We start from the raw sequence: 20,097 nt of genomic DNA on the forward strand, positions 1-20,097 counted from the left end.
GCCGCTATGGCCTACCTATGACTTGGCGGCGAGCAGTGGACGACACTCGGACAGCTGCCGGATCAGCGCCGGCAACTGGTCGGGGGGCGCGAACGGCGCGATGGCGATCTCGTCGATGCCGGTCTCGGCGTACGCCTGCAGCGCATCGGCGAGCCCATCAGGCGGGCAGACCATCGCGACCCCGTCGACGACCTCGGGAGTGAACACCTTGACCGCTTCGAACGGACCGCCCCGCTCGATCGCTTCCACCAATGCACCGGCCGGAATTGCGCCCGCGGCAAGGTATTCCGTGGTCGCGGCGTCAAAAGTGGACAACAGCGCGGCAACCTGCGTACACGCCTTTGCCATGTTGTCGGTGATGAAAGCGGCAACCACGGCAGAGATCCGAAAGCTCTCCCGGGGCCGCCCGGCATCGGCGAGGATCGCCTCGACCCGCTGCACCGTGTCGGCCAGATACTTCCGTGAGGAGCCGGCGCTCAGGCAGACGCCGTCGGCGTAGCGGGCGGCCGCCTCGACCATGCGGGGACGCACCGCCATGATGTCCAGCGGCGGGGGAGCGGCCAGTGGGTTGAGTTTGTACTGCTCGAAGCGAAACCCTGGGAAGTCGGCGGTGAGGTCGCCGCCGGCCAGTGCGGTTGACAGCGCCCGGTGCAGCGCGATCGTCGAATTGACCGGCTTCTCAATCGATTTGCCGAGCTTGGCGATCATGTCGGGCACGCCCGTGCCGATCGCGGCGCGCACCCGGCCGGGTGCGATCTCGGCCAGCGAGGCGAGCTCCATGGCCGTCAGGCCGGGATGACGGCCCGCCGCGCTGATGCCCATGAGCACCACCTCCAGCCGCTCGGTTTCGCGCAGGAACACCGTCGCCGGCACCACTGCGTCGTGCGCGCAGATGTGCTCGGCGTACCAGAGGCCGTCGAACCCGCACTCGTCGGCGGCGCGGACCGTCGGCAGGCTGGCCAGAATCCCGCCAAAACCAGTGAACGACAAGCTAAGTCGCACGATGACAGACCTTTTCTGTTGAGCTTCTTCGGTGTCGTGGGCTGGCACTACCAGCGGCTGCGTAGCTCACGTAACTATATGTGTGACACGATGTCAACAATTATGTCGCAATTTCCGTCGCGACCGTGTGACACTAGGGTGAACATCGCGTTGTTCGACTCGATCTGCTGAAAGAGGCGCCCGACTTGCCCAACCGACAGAGCGATCTGCAGGCGCGTCGGCGCGCAAATCGGCGTGACGCTCGCCGCCGGTTGCTCGACGCCGCTCATGGCCTGCTCGAGCAGCGGCCGTGGGCGGAGATTTCGCTGGACGACATCACCTCCGCCGCCGAGGTGGCACGCACGGCCTTTTATCGCCACTTCGAGGACCGCCAGCACCTGTTGATGGCGATGCTCGACGACGTCGGTCTGGAGTTGGACCACGTCGCCGACGACTGGATGGCCGAATCCGATGATCCGGTCGCCGAACTGCGCCGCAGCCTGGAAAACCTGACATCGATATTCGTCGAACACGGCAGGTTGATCCAGGCGATCTCCGACACCGCTCGCCACGACCCGGAGATCGGTGCCCTCTACCAGGCCCTCGCGGACCGACTCGCTGCCGCGACCGCGCGGCGCATCAAAGCCGACATCGACGCCGGACGCAGCCAGGTCACCGAGGCCGACGAGGTCGCCCGCGCCCTGACGTGGATGAACGAGCGGTATCTGCTGGACCGCTTCGGGCAGCCTCCGTTCGGCGACCCGACCGCGGCCACCACCGCCCTGATCACGGTGTGGGTCAACACCCTTTACGGCCCGCCACCCGCGCGGCGGTGAGCCACCGTCTGGTGGTCCGCGGCGGCCACGTCTTCGACCCGCGGTCGGGAACCGCGGCGCCCGCCGACGTGGTGATCGACGGGGAGCGCATCGTCGATGTGGGGCCTGGCCTGGACGGTGACGCCGAACTCGACGCCGTCGGCCACCTAGTGGTGCCGGGCTTCATCGACTGCCACGTCCACGTCACGCTCGACGACGTCGACACGATGCGCCTGATCCAAACCCCGTTCTCGCTCCGCTTCTTTCAGGCCGTACGCAATCTTCGGCTGACCCTGCATGCCGGTGTGACCACCGTCCGCGATGCCGCGGGCGCCGACCTCGGCGTAAAGGAGGCCGTCGCCACCGGCTTGATCGAAGGGCCGGACATGCAGATCGCCATCGGCGTTCTCAGTCCGACGGGTGGGCACGGCGACGAGTGGATGCCGTCCGGCGAGTGCGTCCACGCCCTGTGGCCGCCGCACCCGGGCTCCCCGTCGACTGTTGTGGACGGCGTCGAGGCGATGCGCCAGAAGGTACGCGAACTGATTCGAGCCGGAGCCGACGTAATCAAGGTGGCCACCACCGGCGGCGTGATCAGCCCGCGCAGCGACCCACGTCGCGCCTACTTCGCCGCCGACGAACTCGCCATCATGATGGCCGAGGCCCGCGCCGCGCGGGCACACGTCATGGCGCACGCGCAGGGTGCCGACGGCGTCAAGAACGCGGTGCGCGCCGGTGTTCGCTCCATCGAGCACGGCGTCTACCTGGACGACGAGGCCGTCGACCTGATGCTGGCAAACAAAACATGGCTGGTTCCAACGCTTTCCGCGCCACACGCCATACTGCGCCAAGCGCAGGCAGGTGCCGGTATCACCGAGGCCGCCCGCAGCAAGGTCGCCGAGATCCTGGACGCGCACGAAGCCTCGGTGCGACTCGCGCACGACGCGGGGGTGCGCATCGCGATGGGAACCGATGCCGGCATCGCGCCGCACGGGGACAACCTGCGCGAACTCGAACTGTTGAGCAACCAGGGATTGCCCGCGGTCGACGCACTGCGGTCGGCGACCACGCATGCGGCCGAACTGCTCGACCGCAGTGCCGACATCGGTGAACTGGCGCCGGGTAAGCAGGCGGACCTGGTCCTGCTGGACGGTACCGACGTCGCGGTGACGGAGCTGGGGAAACGGGTCCGCGCCGTGATTCAGCGCGGCCGGTTGGTATCCGCTGCCGCAGCGGTCTAGCCACGCTCCGGTGGACAAACTCCACGAACATGCGCGGTCTGGGTGCAATTTGTCCGGAGAATGTGCGCGCTAGGAGTCAATCCCGCTATGCGCAACTACGTTTCGCGGGTATGGATGACGTACTGCGCTGGGACGGTGAACTGACGCTGATCCGACACGATTCCCTAACCGGCACATCGTTTGTCATCCGAGTGGATTCACTTCAGCTGGGGCAGGCCGCCGGCGGTACCCGAGCCGCCCAGTATGAGTCGTTTGCCGACGCTGTCGACGAGGCCGGGAGGCTGGCAGCCGCAATGACATTGAAGATGGCGGTGAGCAATCTACCGATGGGAGGCGGTAAGTCGGTGATCGCGTTGCCCGCCCCACGGCGGTCCCTCGACGAGACCACCTGGCACCGCATCCTGGCGCTGCACGCCGAGAACATCGACAAACTGAATGGGACTTACTGGACGGGTCCGGATGTCAACACCACCTCGGCCGATATGGACATCCTCAACCGCACAACGGAATTCGTCTTCGGACGGTCGATCGAGCGGGGCGGGGCCGGATCGAGCGCCGACAACACCGCCGCGGGGGTGTTCGAGGCGATGAAGACAACCGCACACCATTGTGGCCTCGGCGACCTGGCGGGACGGGCAGTCCTGGTCCAAGGCCTCGGCGCCGTCGGGGGTCGCGTCGCGACGCTGGCCGCCGAAGCCGGTGCGGTGCTTGTGGTTTGCGACGTCGTGACCGAGCGGCTGGAATGGGCGCGCCAGTGCGGCTGGTCGGTGGTGCCCCCCGAAGCCGCCGTCAGCACACCGTGCGACATCTTCTCGCCGTGCGCCCTCGGTGGCGTCATCGACAGGACGATCGCGGCCCAACTCCCCGCAACCGCGGTCGTGGGGGCGGCCAACAACATCCTGGCCGACGAGAGCGCTGGGGCGATATTGCGCGAACGGGGCATCGCGTACGCACCGGACTTCGTCGCCAACGCCGGCGGTGCGTTTCACCTTGTCGGCCACGAGGTGCTGGGTTGGAGTGACGAGACCGTCGCAGGGCGCACCAAGGGCATCGGGGACACGCTGGCTCAGGTCTTTTCGATCAGCGAGGCCAACGGAATCAGCACCGATTCCGCCGCGCGCATCCTTGCTCGACAGCGAGCCGAAGCGGCGCGAGGCGCCATCCCCGCCTGAGCGTTCAGAACAACTCGGACTGCATTCCGTCGCACTCTTCGAACATCAGCCAGGTACGGCTGGCCCGGACGCCGGCCAAGCTGTGGATCTGCTCGAGCACCACATCACGCAGGGTCGCGTTATCGGGCGTGCGTACCACGACAAGGACGTCGAAGTCGCCACCGACCAAAGCGAACCGCTCGACGTAACGCAGTGTCTTCAGTTTCTGCGAGAGCCCGCGCCAGGAGTCCTGCTGGATGGACAATGCGATGAGCGCAGAGGTCGCGAAACCCGCTTTCTCCAAGTTGATTCGCGCGGTGAAGCCTTCGATGACGCCTGCCCGTTCGAGTCGCTCGACGCGCGCGTAGACGTGAGTCCGGGACACATGCGCCCGCTGCGCGAGGGCCAGCATCGAGATTCGTCCGTCCTTGACCAGTTCCCGGATCAGCCGCCGGTCCACCTCGTCAAGCTGAACCCGGGAGGGGGCTGTGTCGGCCATGTGTCCACCGCCTCGTATCGGTCGCCGGAAAAGGTGAACAATATGCCGCTGAATCGCCTAATGGCAAGAAATATGTGCGCTTCTGCGGCGCTAGTGTTGTCATACGTACTGGACTGCCCGAGTATCGATTGACAAGTAGCTGTCTCGGGAGGCGATCGTGAGTGTTGTCGAGAGCTATCGGAAGTTTTTGCCTGCCGATGTCGCGGTGCAATACCTCGACCCCTCCGGTCACCCGACCCCCAGCACGGCTCGCTACCCCCGACCGGACGGTGCGCGGTTGATCGAGATGCACCGGAAGATGCTGCTGGGCCGCCGTTTTGACGAACAAGCCACCGCTTTGACCAAGCAGGGAAGATTGGCCGTCTATCCGTCGTCGCACGGGCAGGAGGCGTGCCAGATTGCGGCCGGCATGTGCCTGCACTCGCACGACTGGATTTTTCCCACCTACCGCGACTCGATGGCGCTGGTCGCCCGTGGTGTCGATCCCGTGGAAGTCCTCGCCATGTTCGCCGGTGATTGGCACTGCTGCTACAACCCCGTCGCACACCGAGCGGCCCCGCAGTGCACTCCGTTGGCGACCCAGCTGCTGCACGCCGTCGGCCTGGCGCACGGGCACGCCCGCAACCGCAACCAGATTGTGGTGCTGGCTCTTTGCGGCGACGGTGCCACCAGTGAGGGGGACTTCCATGAGGCCCTCAACTTCGCCGCGGTGCTCAAGGCGCCGGTCATCTTCCTGGTGCAGAACAACGGCTTTGCGATCAGCGTGCCGTTGGCGCGCCAGTCGGCGGCTCCGTCGTTGGCGCACAAGGGTGTTGGCTACGGCATAGGCAGTGAGCAGGTCGACGGCAATGATCCGGTGGCCATGCTGGCCGTCCTGGACGAGGCGCGGCGCTACGTTCTCGACGGAAACGGGCCGGTCATCGTCGAGGCGCACACTTACCGCATCGACGGACACACCAACGCCGACGATCCGACCCGGTACCGCACCGCCGACGAAGTGCAGCGCTGGTGTGCGCGGGACCCGATCGCACGCCTCGACGCCTACCTGCGGGCCGTGGGTCTGATTGACGATGCCGACATCGCCGCCATCAAGGCCGAGGCCGAAACGCTTGCGGCGGCGGTCCGTAACGGCATGAACGCCGACCGGCCGGTCGACCCCGACGACCTCTTCCGGTTCGTGTTCGCCGAACCCACCCCGGCATTGCGCGAGCAGCACGCCCAAGCCCGTGCGGAGTTGGCCTTCGAACTAGCCCAAGTAGTGTCGCAATGACCGCGCTGACCATGGCGCAGGCCCTCAACGCCGCGCTGCGCGACGCACTCAGCCAGGACGAGTCGGTGGTCGTGTTCGGTGAGGACGTCGGGAAACTTGGCGGGGTCTTCCGGGTCACCGATGGCCTGGCCGAAACATTCGGCAGTGAACGCTGTTTCGACACCCCGCTGGCCGAATCGGGCATCGTCGGCTTTGCTGTCGGCATGGCGATGGCGGGCTTTCGCCCGGTGGTGGAGCTGCAGTTCGACGCGTTCGCGTACCCGGCGTTCGAGCAGATCGCTTCGCACGTCGCGAAACTGCGCAACCGCACCCGCGGTGCGTTGTCGGTGCCGATGGTGATCCGCATCCCGTTCGCCGGCGGTATCGGCGGAGTCGAGCACCACAGCGATTCCAGCGAGGCGTACTACGCCCACACGCCCGGGCTGAAAGTCGTTGTGCCGGCCACGGTATCGGACGCGTACGCGTTGCTCCGCGACGCCATCGACGATCCCGACCCGGTGGTGTTCCTGGAAACCAAGCGTCTCTACTTCGCCCGTGCCGACGTCGAACTGCAACGCGGCGCACCGATCGGGCGAGCCCGGGTGGCCCGGTCGGGTAGCGATGTCACGATCGTCGCCTACGGTCCGTCGGTTGACCCGGCGCTGGATGCCGCGGATGTCGCCGCGGCGGAGGGCCGCAGCCTCGAAGTCATCGATCTGCGGTCCATCGTGCCCTTCGACGACGACACTGTCGCGGCGTCGGTGCGTAAGACCGGTCGCTGCGTCGTCGTTCAGGAAGCGCAGGGATTCGGCGGGGTGGCGGCCGAGATCGCGGCCCGTGTCCAGGAGCGCTGCTTCCACAGCCTGGCCGCGCCGGTGCTGCGGGTCAGCGGCTATGACATCCCCTATCCGCCGCCCCGACTCGAACGCGTGCACCTGCCGGACTCCGACCGCATTCTGGATGCCGTCGACCGTATGCAGTGGGACGACCAGGTGGACACTCGCTGGGCGGTCGGCGCATGACCGAACAGACGTTTCTGTTGCCTGACCTCGGTGAGGGCCTTACCGAAGCTCACATCGTCGAATGGAAGGTGCAGGTCGGCGACCCGGTGGTTGTCGACCAGGTGATCGTCGAGGTCGAGACCGCCAAGGCCGTCGTCGAGCTTCCGGTGCCTTTCGCAGGGACGGTGCTCGCGTTGCACGGCGACCCGGGCGCGACGTTGTCCGTCGGCGCTCCTGTCATCACCGTCACCACCGTCGAACCGGCGGGGCCTGGGTCTAGCCCTGGGTCGGGCAATGTGCTGATCGGCTACGGGACAACCGCGCGCAGCCGGTCACGACGGCGCCAAGCCGCGGTTCGACCCGCGGCGATCCCGGCGACGGCAACCGCGACGGCAACCGCGGTCAAGGTGATCTCGCCGGCGGTGCGAAAGTTGGCGCGCGACAACGGTGTCGACCTTGCCGAGCTCTCGGCGACGGGCCCGGGCGACGTGATCGTTCGCGCCGACGTCGAGAATGCCCGTGGCGATCAGCGCGTCCCGATCACCGGGTTGCGCAAGGTTATCGGCGCCAAGTTGTCGATCAGCCGTCGGGAGATTCCAGACGCCACGACCTGGGTCGACGTCGACGCCACCGCGTTGCTCGATGCCAAGAGACGCATCACAGCGGTGACGAAACAGGACGTGAGTCTGCTGGCGCTGCTGGGCCGCTTCGCGATTGCGGCCTTGCGTGAATTTCCCGAGCTCAACTCCTCGGTGGACACCGCCCGATCGGAGATCGTCCGGTACCGACACGTCAACCTCGGGATCGCCGTGCAGACCCGGCGCGGCCTGCTGGTTCCCGTCATCAAAGAAGCCGACACCATGGACACCGCGACGCTGTCGACCGCGCTGGCCCAGACCGTGCACGCGGCGCGCGACGGCAAACTTCCACCCGCCCAACTATCCGGGGGCACCTTCACGCTGAACAACTACGGGTTGTTCGGCGTCGACGGTTCCACGCCGATCATCAATCACCCCGAGGTGGCCATCCTGGGTGTCGGCCGCGTCGTCGACCGGCCATGGGTCGTCGACGGCGAACTCGCGGTGCGCAAGGTGACCCAAGTCTGCGTGAGCTTCGATCACCGCGTTTGCGACGGGGGCACGGCGGGTGGGTTCCTGCGATTGTTTGCCGACCTTGTCGAGAATCCGGTCGCGGCGTTGGGGCGGTGCTAGGCGCCCCGTACCGATCAGTTGGCCGCCTCGCCCTGCGGGCCGACAACTCGCGCTGTGGGTACGGCGGCGGCCGCCGGTGTCGCCGCTCTCGCTGCCACGGCTGCCGGCAGCGGCGTCACCGGCGCCGCCGTGGCGACTTCGGCCTCGGCCGCCTGGGTCGCCGCCAGTGCTTGGATCGGCTGCGCGGCCGGCCCCGCGGGGGCTGCGGCGCCGGTAGCAGCCGTCGCCCCGGTGGCGGCAACCCGTCCCAGTGGGGCGACTGCCGTTGCCGCGGCCATACCGCCGGTCGGCGCGGCGGCCGGCGTGACCGCCTGCGCCGAAGCGGGCGCGACGGGTGTGGCGTTTGCTGCCAGTGTCGCGCCGGCCGCGGGCGCCGCCTGGGCGCCACCCGTCGGCAGCACCCCCATTGCGGCCTGCATGGGTGCGCTGACCGCCAACCCGGCTTGGGACGCGGCTTGTACGGCGACGTTGTTCGCCGTCTCCGCCAGAGCGTATTGCTGCCCACCCATGGTCATCAGGTGCACGAACTGCGCGTGAAAGGCTTCGGCCTGGGCGCTGAGCGCCTGGTAGGCCTGGGCGTGCGCGGAGAATAGCGCCGCGATGTACGCCGAGACCTCGTCGGCGCCAGCTGGCAGCGCGGCAGAGGTCGGTACCGCCGCGGTCAGGTTGGCGTCGCTCAACGCCGACGCGATCCGCGCCAGATCCGATGCCGCAGCGGCAACGTATTCCGGTTGCGCGTGAACATAAGACATCTTGGCCCCTAGCTAAGGATGTCTGGCTTCCGCCGGTCCCCCACTGACGGAATCCTCCCCAGCGGATATTAGCTTGCCGCCGGGTAAGCGCGAGGCGTTTTTGCCGATGCTTCGTATTCGGGCTACCGGAAGGGCGCGATGAGGTTTCGGACCGGTCGTAGTTGGCGCCCGTCTCGTCCTGGTCCCCAAGCTCCGATCAACACCGCCGCCACGCCCGCCAGCAGCGCTATCGCGGTCGTGGAGGAGTGCATCGCGGTCAGGAATGCCGTCTTGCTCAGATCCGCGAGTTGCTGTCCCTCTGGCCCCAGCTTGCCGGCGATCTCGACCGCCTTCGCCAGCGAGTCTGTCGCGGGGCCGCGGACGGCCGCAGGATACTGCGCCAGTTGGGGCGCTAGTTCCTGCGTGTAGCGCCCGGCCAGTATCGATCCGGCTACGGCGATGCCCACCGCACCCCCCATTTCGCGCGCGGTGTCGTTGACCGCGGAGGCCACGCCCTGCTTTTCGTCCGGAACCGCGCCCATGATCGCCGCAGTGGGGGGCGCGGTGCATAGCCCGATGCCCGTGGCCAGGATCAAGCACGGCCAGGCGAACTCGAGATAGCTGGAGTGCTGCCCGAGACCCTGCATGCACCAGAAACCCACCGCCATGGTCGCGGTGCCCAGGAACAGTACGAGGCGCAATCCGAGCCGGGGTACGTACCACGGCGACAACGCCGAAAGAATGCCCAGCGGCACCATGAACGGGCCTAGCGCGACGGCGGTCATCAACGGCGAGTAACCCATGATCTGCTGGACGTACTGCATGGCGAGGAAGAAGAACCCGAACGTGCCGCCGAACATCAGCACGATCGTCGCCACCCCGGTGGTGAAGGCGGGGTCACCGAACAAGCGCACATCCAACAGCGGCTTTGGCCGCCGCAGCTGCACGACGATGAAGACCGCCGTGATCACCGCACCGGCGACGATTCCGCCCCAAACGAGTGAGTTGCTCCAGCCTCGGTGGGGTGCTTCGAGGATGGCGTAGACCGAAATCGCCACCGCGGTGCCAATCAGCACCGCACCCGGCCAGTCGACCGGCGGGGCATCGTAATCACGCGAGGGCGCAACGGTGCAGGCCAGAGCGAAAACAATCAGCGCAAAGGCGGCCAGGGACCAGAAAATCGACTGCCAATTCCAGAAGTGCAGCATTGCCCCGGAACCCAGCATGCCCAAGACACCGCCGGAACCGGACACCGCCGCCCAGATGCCGACGGCCTTGGTGCGCTGCTCTTTCGGATAGGCCACGGTCAGCAGGGACAGCGTCGCCGGCATCACAAATGCGGCGCCTACCCCGGCTGCGGCCCGGCCGGCGATGATGTGCATCGGGTCGTGGAGTATCGCAGGGGCGATCGAACCAAGCGCGAAGATCAGCAGGCCGGCCAGTAGCGCGCCTTTTCGGCCGTATCGATCACCGATTGCACCGGCCGGCAACAACAGACACGCCAGCGCCAGGGTGTATCCGTCGACCATCCAGGTCAGTTGCGTCTGGGTGGCCCCGGTTGCCAGCGCCAGATCACCCAACGCGGTGTTCAACGCCGTCATCGATGCGACGACGAGGCCGACACCCGCGCACGCCACTGCGAGGGTCCAGGTTCTGGCTCGAGAAGCGACGCCGGCAGAACCGCCTGGAATACCGCTGTCTACCGGTCCGTCTGCTGGCTCAGTACGCTGGTCAAGCCGATCAAGGGTATGGACCATGGGTGGTACGCCTCCTCCCCGGGGCGGACTAATTTCCGAGACTAATAGTCTCGTAGGTAGACCAGTAGTCTGGTTCCCAAACAGGGAGGTGCGTCACAATCAGCGAGGGGAACAACGTCGATCCCCGCCCGGCGCGGTCCAGGGCGCGTTTGCTGGAAGCCGCCGCAACACTGCTCACCACCGGGGGGCCGAGCGCGGTGACCGTCGACGCGGTCACGCGGGCAGCCAACGTCGCACGGGCCACTCTGTATCGCCACTTTCCGAGCGGCAACGACCTGCTCGCCGCGACGTTCAACAGCCTGATCCCGCCGGCGCCGATGCCACCGGACGAAGGTTCGCTGCGGGATCGGCTGCTCGCCGTAGTCCTGGCTCAGGGCAAATTCATCGCCGAAGCACCCGCCGTGATGACGGCCATGTCGTGGTTGGCGTTGGGTCCCGATCTTGCGGCGATGCCAGAGCCCGAGAACACCCGCGGCGACAGCGCGATCAATACGCTGCGCGAGCGCATCGCCCAGCAGTATGCGGCGCCGTTCGATGCGATATTCGACAGCCCAGCCGCTGCGGAGCTAGGGCTTAAGACGGCAGACGTGGACCGCTCACGGGCGATCGCCCTGCTGATCGGCCCGCTGGTACTGGGTCGGCTGTCCACATTGCCGAATTTCGACTATCGCGAATGTGCGCGGGCTGCCGTGGACGGCTTCCTCTATGTGCAGGGGATCAGCGCGGCGAGTAGCGGATCGGCGACTGCCTGAATTCGCCAGCCTGGATGTAACTAAGTCGAATGATATTGCGGCAGTGTGCAACTCAACGCAAAGTCCGTCCCGCGCTGGGTCCGGTGCCAGCACAAGCTTCCGCTCGGTTTCCTCTCGCCCGTCGACGCCGGCACCGGGAATCAACCGGCCGTTAATGCCCAGATCGGGTCGTTGGGGCGGATGCTTAGTCGCCCGGACGGTCGACGTAGCGGACGCGGTAGGGGATAGCCTGCGTTCCCGGCGCTGCGCTCTTCTGACGGCTGCTATTTCGCAATCTCCCCAGACAGCACCTTGCCTAACGCAGCGAATACCGGATCGGTAAGTGCTTGAGCCCACCCACAAAAGTTGTGGACACGAGTTCGGGCTTTCCGCTCAATTCGATGGATTTAAGCCTTGGTAGGAGTTCGGTGAAGAAGCTGCTGATCTCCATACGGGCCAGTGCCGCGCCCAGACAGAAGTGGATCCCATAGCCGAACCCCAGGTGTTTGTTGGGGTTTCGACCGACATCGAAGCGGAACGGATCGTCGAAGACCTCTTCGTCACGGTTGGCGGAGACATAGGACAAATAAACGGACTCGCCTTTGGCGATGGGCACTCCGCGCACCGTGGTGTCTTCGGCGGCGGTGCGCATGAATTCCTTCACCGGCGTGACCCAGCGGACCATCTCCTCAGTGGCCAGCGGCATCAGGTCGAGGTTGTTGGTGAGCCGTTCGAGCTGGTCTGGATTCTCAATCAGTGCCTGCAACCCGCCGGCAATCGTCGCGCTGGTGGTGTCGTGTCCGGCGGTGGCGATGATGACGTAGTAGGAGGCGGTGTCGAGATCGGACAGCGGTTCGCCGTTGACGCGTGCGTTGGCGATCGCAGAAGCCAGGTCGTCGGTCGGATTGGCTCGACGGGCCGCCGTGAGGTCGTTGAAGTAGGCGAGGAATTCCAGCAGAACGTTCAGTTGTTCTTCCGGCGTGGTGCCGCGCCGAAACTCGGTGTCGTCACCGCCGAACAATTCGTGGGTCAGGCGCAGCATCAGCGGGAAGTCCGATTCGGGCAGGCCCAGCAAGGACAGGATGACGTAGAGCGGGTAGTTCTGGGCGACCTCGGTGACGAAGTCGCATTCCGGCCCGACCGACAACAGCTTGTCGACGTGGATTTTGGCCAACTCGTCGATGCGGACCTTCAGCGCCCGCATGGCTTTGGGCCGAAACCAGTCCGCCCCGATCGCCCGAACCTCCCGGTGATGGGGGTCGTCCATGTGGACCAGCGTGCGCAGCCCCATTCCGGCGTCCAAGAGCGACTGCGACAGGTCGTCGGCCTCGGCGGTCGCCAGCAGCGGGCGCGGGGCACTGAGGAACAGATTGTTGGCGCGCTCGATCTCCATCACGTCGGCGTGCTTGGTGATCGCCCAGAACGGGCGGAACGGGGGACGGTCGACCCACGACACCGGCGCGTGGGCGCGTAGGTGTGTCATCGCTGCGTGTAGCCGCGCCTCATCGGCATAGGAGGTCGGGTCGGCGAAAATTTCGGCTGCTGCATCGACGATCCGGGCGCTCACTCTGCGCTCCTCCTCGGGCTTGTCTTGGGGTCTTCTTCCATACTGCGCATCCGGCGATGGAGAGTCGATGACGGGTCGATGGCGATGCGATGGGTAGGCGCTGAGAATCAGTCGCCGGTACGGTCCTTGATCCGTTGCCTGACGGCTTCCTTGCCGGCGCCCAGTGTCGTCAAGCCCCGGCGGGTTGCACTCCACCTGAATTCGTTGTTGACGATCCAGCGCACGTACACCAGTTCGGAATGCTCCAGCAGCTGAATGGCTTCCAAAATGGGCTCCCGCACCGGTCGCGCAGGCTTTATCAGGCCGGGCCTTTCCGGATAGCCGCGGAACATCCAACTGGTGAAGTCGGACAATCCGAGCTCCGGCACCCGTCTGGCCATGGCCGGGTCGAAGGCGGACATCAGCTCGGCGGCAAGCTCGGCCGGCGGCGCGGCGTTTATCCAGTCGATCATCGGCTGCGCGGGGTCGGGTTCCCCCGGATTCGGCCCAATCACGGGAGGAGCGTAACCGCGGCTACGGGCGCCCGCTCAGGATGGTCTATTAGCGCAGCTCGTGTGGGGTTTGGTGTGGGACTTAAGTTAGGTTTAGGTCGACGTTTCCGCCCGCCGGCCAGGAGCGGCGGCACCGACCACTCGGGATTTGGCCTAGGCGCTGATCTGGGGCATACTGTTCAGGTTGCCCTGCGCCAGGTTGCTCCTGGACGGGCATACGACCAGCGCCCACCAGGGGCGCGTCCGGTCCCATCCTTGGAGCGCGACAATTTCGGTCGCCTACAAGGCTGCGTGCGGGTGACACACCCGAGCGCGGGGGAGCGGGTGGACCACGACAGGTAAACAGCGGCGCAGTATCCGGCGCGACGCTCGGCCGGCCCGTTAATCGGGCGGGCGATGCGTGCCGGGGGGCACCAGGTCCGGTTACGGACTTCAAGTGTGGGAGATGAGGTAGGAGAAGCGTGGCGGGACAAAAGATCCGCATCAGGCTTAAGGCCTACGACCATGAGGCTATTGACGCGTCGGCGCGCAAGATCGTCGAGACCGTCGTACGCACAGGAGCCAGCGTCGTGGGGCCGGTGCCGCTGCCGACCGAGAAGAACGTGTATTGCGTCATCCGCTCTCCGCATAAGTACAAGGACTCGCGGGAGCACTTCGAGATGCGCACCCACAAGCGGCTGATCGACATCCTCGATCCGACGCCGAAGACCGTTGACGCGTTGATGCGCATCGATCTTCCGGCCAGTGTCGACGTCAACATCCAGTAGGAGCTTGGGCAGCGATGGCGAGAAAAGGCATTCTGGGTACCAAGCTGGGCATGACGCAGGTATTCGACGAGAACAACCGAGTCGTGCCGGTGACGGTGGTCAAGGCTGGGCCGAACGTGGTGACCCGCGTCCGGACCCCGGAGCGTGACGGGTACAGCGCCGTGCAGTTGGCCTACGGCGAAATCAGTCCGCGCAAGGTCAACAAGCCGGTGACCGGCCAGTACGCGGCGGCGGGCATCAACCCGCGCCGGCACCTGGCCGAGTTGCGGCTGGACGACCCGGAGGCGGCGGCCGAGTACGAGGTCGGCCAGGAGCTGACGGCGGAGATCTTCGCCGACGGCACCTACGTCGATGTCACCGGCACCTCCAAGGGCAAGGGCTTCGCCGGCACCATGAAGCGGCACGGCTTCCGCGGTCAGGGCGCCGCCCACGGCGCCCAGGCGGTGCACCGGCGGCCAGGTTCCATCGGCGGTTGCTCGACCCCCGCGCGGGTCTTCAAAGGCACCCGGATGGCGGGCCGGATGGGCAACGAGCGGGTCACCGTCCAGAACCTGCTGGTGCACAAGGTCGACGCCGAGAACGGCGTCCTGCTGATCAAGGGCGCGGTCCCCGGCCGCACCGGCGGACTCGTCGTGGTTCGCACCGCGATCAAGCGAGGTGAGAAGTAATGGCCGTAAAGATTGACGTCAAGACGCCGGCGGGCAAGACCGACGGCTCGATCGAGCTGCCGGCCGAGCTGTTCGACGTTCCGGCGAACATCGCGTTGATGCACCAGGTGGTCACCGCCCAGCGGGCGGCGGCCCGGCAGGGTACGCACTCGACGAAGACTCGCGGCGACGTCAGCGGCGGTGGCCGCAAGCCGTACCGGCAGAAGGGAACCGGTCGCGCCCGGCAGGGCTCGACGCGCGCTCCCCAGTTCACCGGTGGTGGCGTCGTGCACGGTCCCAAGCCGCGCGACTACAGCCAGCGCACCCCGAAGAAGATGATCGCCGCCGCCTTGCGCGGGGCGCTGTCGGACCGGGCGCGCAACGGGCGCATTCACGCGGTCACCGAAGTGGTGGAGGGCCAGACGCCTTCGACGAAGAGCGCCAAGACATTCCTGTCCTCGCTGACCGATCGCAAGCAGGTGCTCGTGGTTATCGGGCGCAGCGACGAGACCGGCATCAAGAGCGTGCGGAACCTGCCCGGCGTGCACGTCCTGGCACCCGACCAGCTCAACACTTACGACGTGTTGCGGGCCGACGATGTGGTGTTCAGCGTCGAGGCGCTCAACGCCTACATCGCCGCTAACACGGCTACTGCAGAGGAGGTTTCGGCCTGATGGCGACCATCGCTGACCCTCGTGACATCATCCTGGCCCCGGTCATCTCCGAGAAGTCCTACGGGCTGCTGGACGACAACGTGTACACCTTCGTGGTGCACCCCGATTCGAACAAGACGCAGATCAAGATCGCTGTCGAGAAGATCTTCTCCGTCAAGGTCGCATCGGTGAACACCGCGAATCGGCAGGGCAAGCGCAAGCGCACCAGGACCGGCTACGGCCAGCGCAAGAGCACCAAGCGCGCCATCGTCACCCTGGCGCCGGGCAGCAAGCCGATCGACCTGTTCGGAGCACCGGCCTAGCCGCCGAGCGAGAGAAAGATCTGATTAGACATGGCAATTCGCAAGTACAAGCCGACCACCCCCGGTCGTCGCGGCGCGAGCGTGTCCGATTTCTCCGAGATCACTCGCTCGCATCCGGAGAAGTCGCTGGTTCGCCCCCTGCACGGTCATGGCGGCCGGAATGCGCACGGTCGCATCACCACCCGGCACAAGGGTGGCGGTCACAAGCGCGCCTACCGGGTGATCGACTTCCGTCGCAACGACAAAGACGGTGTCAACGCCAAGGTCGCGCACATCGAGTACGACCCGAACCGCACGGCACGCATCGCGCTGCTCCACTTCCTGGACGGGGAGAAGCGCTACATCATTGCCCCGAACGGACTTTCGCAGGGTGACGTGGTGGAGAGCGGCGCCAACGCCGACATCAAGCCCGGCAACAACCTGCCGTTGCGCAACATCCCCGCGGGTACCTTGGTGCACGCCGTGGAGCTGCGTCCGGGCGGTGGTGCCAAGCTCGCGCGCTCGGCCGGGTCGAGCATTCAGTTGCTCGGCAAGGAGGGCAGCTACGCGTCGCTGCGGATGCCCAGCGGCGAGATTCGCCGAGTCGACGTGCGCTGCCGCGCGACGGTCGGCGAGGTCGGCAACGCCGAGCAGTCGAACATCAACTGGGGCAAGGCCGGTCGTATGCGGTGGAAGGGCAAGCGCCCGTCCGTCCGTGGTGTGGTGATGAACCCGGTCGACCACCCGCACGGTGGTGGTGAGGGTAAGACATCCGGTGGGCGTCACCCGGTCAGCCCGTGGGGCAAGCCGGAAGGCCGTACCCGCAAGCCGAACAAAGCGAGCAACAAGCTCATCGTCCGTCGCCGTCGCACCGGCAAGAAGCACGGGCGCTAGCGCCAGGCATGTGAGTCGAGGGAGTAGCCAACAATGCCACGCAGCCTGAAGAAGGGCCCGTTCGTCGACGACCATCTGCTCAAGAAGGTCGACGTGCAGAACGAGAAGAACACCAAGCAGGTCATCAAGACCTGGTCGCGCCGGTCGACAATCATTCCGGACTTCATCGGCCACACCTTTGCTGTGCACGACGGGCGCAAGCATGTCCCGGTGTTCGTCACCGAGGCGATGGTTGGCCACAAGTTGGGTGAGTTCGCGCCGACGCGCACCTTCAAGGGACACATCAAGGACGACCGGAAGAGCAAGAGGCGATGAGTACGGCTACTGAATATCCCTCTGCGACAGCCAAGGCACGCTTTGTGCGGGTGTCGCCGAGAAAGGCGCGCCGGGTCGTCGACCTGGTACGCGGCAAGTCGGTGGCGGACGCGCTCGACATTCTGCGTTGGGCGCCGCAGGCGGCCAGTGAACCGGTGGCGAAGGTGATTGCCAGCGCCGCGGCCAACGCGCAGAACAACAACGGCCTGGACCCGGCGACCCTGGTGGTGGCGACCGTCTACGCCGACGAGGGCCCCACTGCCAAGCGCATCCGCCCGCGTGCCCAGGGGCGCGCATTCCGGATTCGCCGGCGCACCAGCCACATCACCGTGGTGGTGGAGAGCCGTCCGCCGAAGAACGAGAAGTCGGCGAAGTCCTCACGGGCACGCCGCGCCGAGGGGAGCAAGGCCGCCGCCAAGAAGGCGCCTGCGTCCACGGCTCCCGCCAAGAAAGCACCCGCCAAGAAAGCACCCGCGAAGAGTTCTGAGACTTCTGAAGCGAAGGGAGGCTCAGACTAGTGGGCCAGAAGATCAATCCGCACGGTTTCCGGCTGGGCATCACTACCGACTGGAAGTCCCGCTGGTACGCGGACAAGCAGTACGCGGAGTACGTCAAGGAAGACGTGGCGATCCGCCGACTGCTGTCGTCCGGACTGGAGCGCGCGGGGATCGCCGACGTGGAGATCGAGCGGACCCGCGACCGGGTGCGCGTTGACATCCACACCGCCCGTCCCGGCATCGTCATCGGTCGCCGCGGCACCGAGGCCGACCGGATCCGCGCGGACCTGGAGAAGCTGACCGGCAAGCAGGTGCAGCTCAACATCCTCGAGGTGAAAAACCCTGAGTCGCAAGCACAACTGGTGGCCCAGGGCGTCGCCGAGCAGCTGAGCAACCGCGTGGCGTTCCGTCGTGCGATGCGTAAGGCCATCCAGTCGGCGATGCGTCAGCCGAACGTCAAGGGCATCCGGGTGCAGTGCTCGGGTCGCCTCGGCGGCGCCGAGATGAGCCGGTCGGAGTTCTACCGCGAGGGTCGCGTTCCGCTGCACACCCTGCGGGCGGACATCGACTACGGCCTGTACGAGGCCAAGACCACCTTCGGCCGCATCGGCGTGAAGGTGTGGATTTACAAGGGCGACATCGTCGGTGGCAAGCGCGAACTGGCCGCCGCCGCGCCCGCGGGCGCCGACCGTCCGCGTCGTGAGCGTCCGTCGGGCACCCGTCCGCGTCGCAGCGGTGCGTCCGGCACCACGGCGACCGGAACCGACGCCGGCCGGGCCGCCGGCGGTGACGAAGCCGCCGCCGCTCCCGAAGCCGCAGGGTCGGCCGTTGAAGCGCAGAGCACGGAGAGCTGAATCATGTTGATTCCCCGCAAGGTTAAACACCGCAAGCAGCACCATCCCCGCCAGCGCGGTATCGCCAGTGGCGGCACCTCGGTGAACTTCGGCGACTACGGGATCCAGGCGCTCGAGCACGCGTACGTCACCAACCGGCAGATCGAGTCCGCTCGTATCGCCATCAACCGGCACATCAAGCGTGGCGGCAAGGTGTGGATCAACATCTTCCCGGACCGGCCGCTGACCAAGAAGCCTGCCGAGACCCGGATGGGTTCGGGTAAGGGCTCGCCGGAGTGGTGGGTGGTCAACGTCAAGCCCGGCCGGGTGCTGTTCGAGTTGAGCTACCCCAATGAGGCGATCGCACGGGCCGCGCTCACCCGCGCGATCCACAAGCTGCCGATCAAGGCACGCATCATCACCCGAGAGGAGCAGTTCTGATGGCAGTGGGAATTTCCCCTGGCGAACTGCGTGAGCTTACCGACGAAGAGCTGATCGAGCGGTTGCGCGAGTCCAAGGAAGAGCTGTTCAACCTGCGCTTCCAGATGGCCACCGGCCAGCTCACCAACAACCGCCGGCTCCGTACGGTGCGTCACGAAATCGCGCGTATCTACACTGTGCTGCGCGAACGAGAGCTGGGTCTGGCTTCCGGGCCGGACGGTACCGATGGCGATGGTAAGGATTCGTAATGGCAGAGGCTAAGACTCCCGCGAAGGCCGCTCCGAAGAAGGCGGCGACCAAGGCGGCCGCGGACGCACCCGCAAAGGAAAAGGGCCCCAAGCACACTCCGGCCAACCCGAAGCCGCGTGGCCGCCGCAAGACGCGCATCGGCTACGTCGTGAGCGACAAGATGCAGAAGACCATCGTGGTCGAGTTGGAAGACCGTATGCGGCACCCGTTGTACGGCAAGATCATCCGCACCACCAAGAAGGTCAAGGCGCACGACGAGAACAGCATCGCCGGTATCGGCGACCGCGTCTCGCTGATGGAGACCCGGCCGTTGTCGGCGACCAAGCGCTGGCGGTTGGTCGAGATTCTCGAGAAGGCCAAGTAAGCCTCTCGCGAACAGACGCTTGAGCCCCCGTTTCGGACCGAAATCGGGGGCTTATGCGTCTGCTCACTTCTTTACTGGTCTTTACTGGGCCGCCCGGTGAGCTCTGGGCCGAGGCGGTGCACGAAGTTACGCAACCGTTCCAGCGTCGCGGTATCAGGATCGCTCAAGCGAAGCTGTAGTAGTTCAAGACCTGAGGCGTACAGAATCCGCGCGGTGTAGTCGGGGTCGTGGAGTTGAGGGTAGATGCGCAGCAGTTCGCTCCGCAGGAACTCACACACCAAGTCCTTGGATTGGGCCAGCCGGGTGTGCAATTGCGGGGGAGCGCCCTGGGGTGGGAACAGGAACAGTCGCCAGGTCGCCGTGTGGGCTTCGATGGCGGCCAGCACCCCGTCGAATGCCCGCACCAGCGGTTGATTTTCCGCGCTCGGTTCGCCCAATCCCTCGATCGCCTCGGCGAACTGCGCACCGGCGCGGGACGCCTCACGGTCGATCAGCGCGACCAACAACGCCGGCACGTCGCCGAACAGCTGATAGATCAACGACCGATTGATCCCTGCCTCTTGCGCAATGCGCGCCGGCGTCGCCGCGTGGAACCCTTCGGCGTCGACGATGGCGTGGGTGATGTCCAGAATCTGCTCGCGCCGTGCTTCGGCCGTCATGCGCCGCCGCGCCGTGCTCACAGTCACACTTGACAGCATAACTAACGCGTT

At 66.2% G+C, this 20,097-nt stretch carries 25 protein-coding genes; 18 read left to right on the forward strand and 7 right to left on the reverse strand.

All coding sequences use genetic code 11. The features are described from left to right. Positions 1-15: 15 nt before the first annotated feature. Positions 16-1,002, reverse strand: a complete 987-nt coding sequence (locus G6N68_RS02990; protein ID WP_163707690.1) for an LLM class flavin-dependent oxidoreductase — start codon at positions 1,000-1,002, stop codon at positions 16-18. A 185-nt stretch (positions 1,003-1,187) separates the two neighbouring features. On the opposite strand from G6N68_RS02990, the gene G6N68_RS02995 reads away from it, so the two are divergent. The 3 genes from G6N68_RS02995 to G6N68_RS03005 all read left to right on the forward strand — a co-directional run bounded on the left by G6N68_RS02995 (position 1,188) and on the right by G6N68_RS03005 (position 4,209). Next, positions 1,188-1,817 carry a TetR/AcrR family transcriptional regulator gene (locus G6N68_RS02995; protein WP_163707693.1) on the forward strand — a complete coding sequence of 210 codons (630 nt, stop codon included), beginning with the start codon at positions 1,188-1,190 and terminating at the stop codon, positions 1,815-1,817. Continuing rightward, positions 1,814-3,037 (forward strand): metal-dependent hydrolase family protein, encoded by a 1,224-nt coding sequence (locus tag G6N68_RS03000; protein ID WP_163707695.1) that lies wholly within the window; start codon positions 1,814-1,816, stop codon positions 3,035-3,037. The genes G6N68_RS02995 and G6N68_RS03000 overlap by 4 nt, the downstream gene beginning before the upstream one ends. 110 nt (positions 3,038-3,147) lie before the next feature. Continuing rightward, positions 3,148-4,209, forward strand: a complete 1,062-nt coding sequence (locus tag G6N68_RS03005) for a Glu/Leu/Phe/Val dehydrogenase family protein (RefSeq protein WP_163707698.1) — start codon at positions 3,148-3,150, stop codon at positions 4,207-4,209. A 4-nt stretch (positions 4,210-4,213) separates the two neighbouring features. Here the strand turns inward: G6N68_RS03005 and G6N68_RS03010 are convergent, their stop codons facing one another. After that, on the reverse strand, positions 4,214-4,687 hold the full coding sequence (locus G6N68_RS03010) for an Lrp/AsnC family transcriptional regulator (protein WP_163707701.1): 474 nt from the start codon (positions 4,685-4,687) through the stop codon (positions 4,214-4,216). A 154-nt stretch (positions 4,688-4,841) separates the two neighbouring features. Between G6N68_RS03010 and G6N68_RS03015 the strand changes: the two genes are divergently transcribed. The 3 genes from G6N68_RS03015 to G6N68_RS03025 are packed head-to-tail and all read left to right on the forward strand — an operon-like array spanning position 4,842 to position 8,148. Next, the gene (locus G6N68_RS03015; RefSeq protein ID WP_163718086.1) at positions 4,842-5,957 is read left to right on the forward strand and encodes a thiamine pyrophosphate-dependent dehydrogenase E1 component subunit alpha; all 1,116 of its coding nucleotides are present in this window, start codon (positions 4,842-4,844) and stop codon (positions 5,955-5,957) included. After that, positions 5,954-6,958 (forward strand): alpha-ketoacid dehydrogenase subunit beta, encoded by a 1,005-nt coding sequence (locus tag G6N68_RS03020; RefSeq protein WP_163707704.1) that lies wholly within the window; start codon positions 5,954-5,956, stop codon positions 6,956-6,958. Before G6N68_RS03015 ends, G6N68_RS03020 begins: the two co-directional genes overlap by 4 nt. Then, entirely contained in the window at positions 6,955-8,148 is a 1,194-nt protein-coding gene (locus G6N68_RS03025; RefSeq protein ID WP_163707707.1) for a dihydrolipoamide acetyltransferase family protein, read from the forward strand. The genes G6N68_RS03020 and G6N68_RS03025 overlap by 4 nt, the downstream gene beginning before the upstream one ends. 14 nt (positions 8,149-8,162) lie before the next feature. Here G6N68_RS03025 and G6N68_RS31340 read toward each other — a convergent pair whose 3' ends face one another. Together G6N68_RS31340 and G6N68_RS03035 are read right to left on the reverse strand one after the other, a co-directional pair. Beyond that, on the reverse strand, positions 8,163-8,900 hold the full coding sequence (locus G6N68_RS31340) for a PE family protein (RefSeq protein ID WP_163707711.1): 738 nt from the start codon (positions 8,898-8,900) through the stop codon (positions 8,163-8,165). 122 nt (positions 8,901-9,022) lie between these two features. Beyond that, on the reverse strand, positions 9,023-10,636 hold the full coding sequence (locus G6N68_RS03035) for an MFS transporter (protein WP_163707714.1): 1,614 nt from the start codon (positions 10,634-10,636) through the stop codon (positions 9,023-9,025). A 98-nt stretch (positions 10,637-10,734) separates the two neighbouring features. On the opposite strand from G6N68_RS03035, the gene G6N68_RS03040 reads away from it, so the two are divergent. Next, positions 10,735-11,388 carry a TetR/AcrR family transcriptional regulator gene (locus tag G6N68_RS03040; RefSeq protein ID WP_163718088.1) on the forward strand — a complete coding sequence of 218 codons (654 nt, stop codon included), beginning with the start codon at positions 10,735-10,737 and terminating at the stop codon, positions 11,386-11,388. A 295-nt stretch (positions 11,389-11,683) separates the two neighbouring features. Here G6N68_RS03040 and G6N68_RS03045 read toward each other — a convergent pair whose 3' ends face one another. After that, the gene (locus G6N68_RS03045; protein ID WP_163707717.1) at positions 11,684-12,934 is read right to left on the reverse strand and encodes a cytochrome P450; all 1,251 of its coding nucleotides are present in this window, start codon (positions 12,932-12,934) and stop codon (positions 11,684-11,686) included. Positions 12,935-13,041: 107 nt separating this feature from the next. Continuing rightward, the gene (locus G6N68_RS03050; protein ID WP_163707719.1) at positions 13,042-13,428 is read right to left on the reverse strand and encodes a hypothetical protein; all 387 of its coding nucleotides are present in this window, start codon (positions 13,426-13,428) and stop codon (positions 13,042-13,044) included. Positions 13,429-13,886: 458 nt separating this feature from the next. On the opposite strand from G6N68_RS03050, the gene rpsJ reads away from it, so the two are divergent. The 11 genes from rpsJ to rpsQ are packed head-to-tail and all read left to right on the forward strand — an operon-like array spanning position 13,887 to position 19,387. Then, positions 13,887-14,192 (forward strand): 30S ribosomal protein S10, encoded by a 306-nt coding sequence (gene rpsJ, locus G6N68_RS03055; RefSeq protein WP_003873519.1) that lies wholly within the window; start codon positions 13,887-13,889, stop codon positions 14,190-14,192. Positions 14,193-14,206: 14 nt separating this feature from the next. Further along, complete coding sequence (gene rplC / locus G6N68_RS03060; protein WP_163707721.1) at positions 14,207-14,860, forward strand: 50S ribosomal protein L3; 654 nt, start codon at positions 14,207-14,209, stop codon at positions 14,858-14,860. Next, on the forward strand, positions 14,860-15,513 hold the full coding sequence (gene rplD / locus G6N68_RS03065) for a 50S ribosomal protein L4 (protein ID WP_163707724.1): 654 nt from the start codon (positions 14,860-14,862) through the stop codon (positions 15,511-15,513). Before rplC ends, rplD begins: the two co-directional genes overlap by 1 nt. Further along, positions 15,513-15,815, forward strand: a complete 303-nt coding sequence (rplW, locus tag G6N68_RS03070) for a 50S ribosomal protein L23 (RefSeq protein WP_069417616.1) — start codon at positions 15,513-15,515, stop codon at positions 15,813-15,815. Before rplD ends, rplW begins: the two co-directional genes overlap by 1 nt. 30 nt (positions 15,816-15,845) lie before the next feature. Then, a complete protein-coding gene (rplB, locus tag G6N68_RS03075) occupies positions 15,846-16,688 on the forward strand; it encodes a 50S ribosomal protein L2 (protein WP_069417615.1) in 843 nt (280 codons plus the stop codon). A gap of 33 nt (positions 16,689-16,721) precedes the next feature. Beyond that, complete coding sequence (rpsS, locus tag G6N68_RS03080; protein WP_003892827.1) at positions 16,722-17,003, forward strand: 30S ribosomal protein S19; 282 nt, start codon at positions 16,722-16,724, stop codon at positions 17,001-17,003. Next, complete coding sequence (gene rplV, locus G6N68_RS03085; protein WP_163707727.1) at positions 17,000-17,521, forward strand: 50S ribosomal protein L22; 522 nt, start codon at positions 17,000-17,002, stop codon at positions 17,519-17,521. Before rpsS ends, rplV begins: the two co-directional genes overlap by 4 nt. Then, entirely contained in the window at positions 17,521-18,354 is an 834-nt protein-coding gene (rpsC, locus tag G6N68_RS03090) for a 30S ribosomal protein S3 (protein WP_163707731.1), read from the forward strand. The genes rplV and rpsC overlap by 1 nt, the downstream gene beginning before the upstream one ends. A gap of 3 nt (positions 18,355-18,357) precedes the next feature. Continuing rightward, positions 18,358-18,774 (forward strand): 50S ribosomal protein L16, encoded by a 417-nt coding sequence (rplP, locus tag G6N68_RS03095; protein ID WP_069417612.1) that lies wholly within the window; start codon positions 18,358-18,360, stop codon positions 18,772-18,774. Beyond that, positions 18,774-19,022, forward strand: a complete 249-nt coding sequence (rpmC, locus tag G6N68_RS03100) for a 50S ribosomal protein L29 (RefSeq protein WP_163707734.1) — start codon at positions 18,774-18,776, stop codon at positions 19,020-19,022. The genes rplP and rpmC overlap by 1 nt, the downstream gene beginning before the upstream one ends. Further along, positions 19,022-19,387, forward strand: a complete 366-nt coding sequence (gene rpsQ, locus G6N68_RS03105) for a 30S ribosomal protein S17 (RefSeq protein WP_163707737.1) — start codon at positions 19,022-19,024, stop codon at positions 19,385-19,387. The genes rpmC and rpsQ overlap by 1 nt, the downstream gene beginning before the upstream one ends. A 71-nt stretch (positions 19,388-19,458) precedes the next feature. Here the strand turns inward: rpsQ and G6N68_RS03110 are convergent, their stop codons facing one another. Next, positions 19,459-20,046, reverse strand: coding sequence for a TetR/AcrR family transcriptional regulator (locus G6N68_RS03110; RefSeq protein ID WP_163718090.1), 588 nt, complete (start codon positions 20,044-20,046; stop codon positions 19,459-19,461). Positions 20,047-20,097 lie beyond the last annotated feature (51 nt).

This window comes from Mycobacterium bourgelatii (genome assembly GCF_010723575.1).
Taxonomy (GTDB): domain Bacteria; phylum Actinomycetota; class Actinomycetes; order Mycobacteriales; family Mycobacteriaceae; genus Mycobacterium; species Mycobacterium bourgelatii.

Excerpts from the sequence above, each read along its gene's own strand:
- G6N68_RS03005 (WP_163707698.1), top strand. The coding sequence starts at position 3,148 with ATGGATGACGTACTGCGCTGGGACGGTGAACTGACGCTGATCCGACAC.
- G6N68_RS03010 (WP_163707701.1), bottom strand. The coding sequence starts at position 4,687 with ATGGCCGACACAGCCCCCTCCCGGGTTCAGCTTGACGAGGTGGACCGG.
- G6N68_RS03020 (WP_163707704.1), top strand. The coding sequence starts at position 5,954 with ATGACCGCGCTGACCATGGCGCAGGCCCTCAACGCCGCGCTGCGCGAC.
- G6N68_RS03025 (WP_163707707.1), top strand. The coding sequence starts at position 6,955 with ATGACCGAACAGACGTTTCTGTTGCCTGACCTCGGTGAGGGCCTTACC.
- G6N68_RS31340 (WP_163707711.1), bottom strand. The coding sequence starts at position 8,900 with ATGTCTTATGTTCACGCGCAACCGGAATACGTTGCCGCTGCGGCATCG.
- G6N68_RS03035 (WP_163707714.1), bottom strand. The coding sequence starts at position 10,636 with ATGGTCCATACCCTTGATCGGCTTGACCAGCGTACTGAGCCAGCAGAC.
- rplC (WP_163707721.1), top strand. The coding sequence starts at position 14,207 with ATGGCGAGAAAAGGCATTCTGGGTACCAAGCTGGGCATGACGCAGGTA.
- rplD (WP_163707724.1), top strand. The coding sequence starts at position 14,860 with ATGGCCGTAAAGATTGACGTCAAGACGCCGGCGGGCAAGACCGACGGC.
- rplW (WP_069417616.1), top strand. The coding sequence starts at position 15,513 with ATGGCGACCATCGCTGACCCTCGTGACATCATCCTGGCCCCGGTCATC.
- rplB (WP_069417615.1), top strand. The coding sequence starts at position 15,846 with ATGGCAATTCGCAAGTACAAGCCGACCACCCCCGGTCGTCGCGGCGCG.
- rpsS (WP_003892827.1), top strand. The coding sequence starts at position 16,722 with ATGCCACGCAGCCTGAAGAAGGGCCCGTTCGTCGACGACCATCTGCTC.
- rplV (WP_163707727.1), top strand. The coding sequence starts at position 17,000 with ATGAGTACGGCTACTGAATATCCCTCTGCGACAGCCAAGGCACGCTTT.
- rplP (WP_069417612.1), top strand. The coding sequence starts at position 18,358 with ATGTTGATTCCCCGCAAGGTTAAACACCGCAAGCAGCACCATCCCCGC.
- rpmC (WP_163707734.1), top strand. The coding sequence starts at position 18,774 with ATGGCAGTGGGAATTTCCCCTGGCGAACTGCGTGAGCTTACCGACGAA.
- rpsQ (WP_163707737.1), top strand. The coding sequence starts at position 19,022 with ATGGCAGAGGCTAAGACTCCCGCGAAGGCCGCTCCGAAGAAGGCGGCG.
- G6N68_RS03110 (WP_163718090.1), bottom strand. The coding sequence starts at position 20,046 with ATGACGGCCGAAGCACGGCGCGAGCAGATTCTGGACATCACCCACGCC.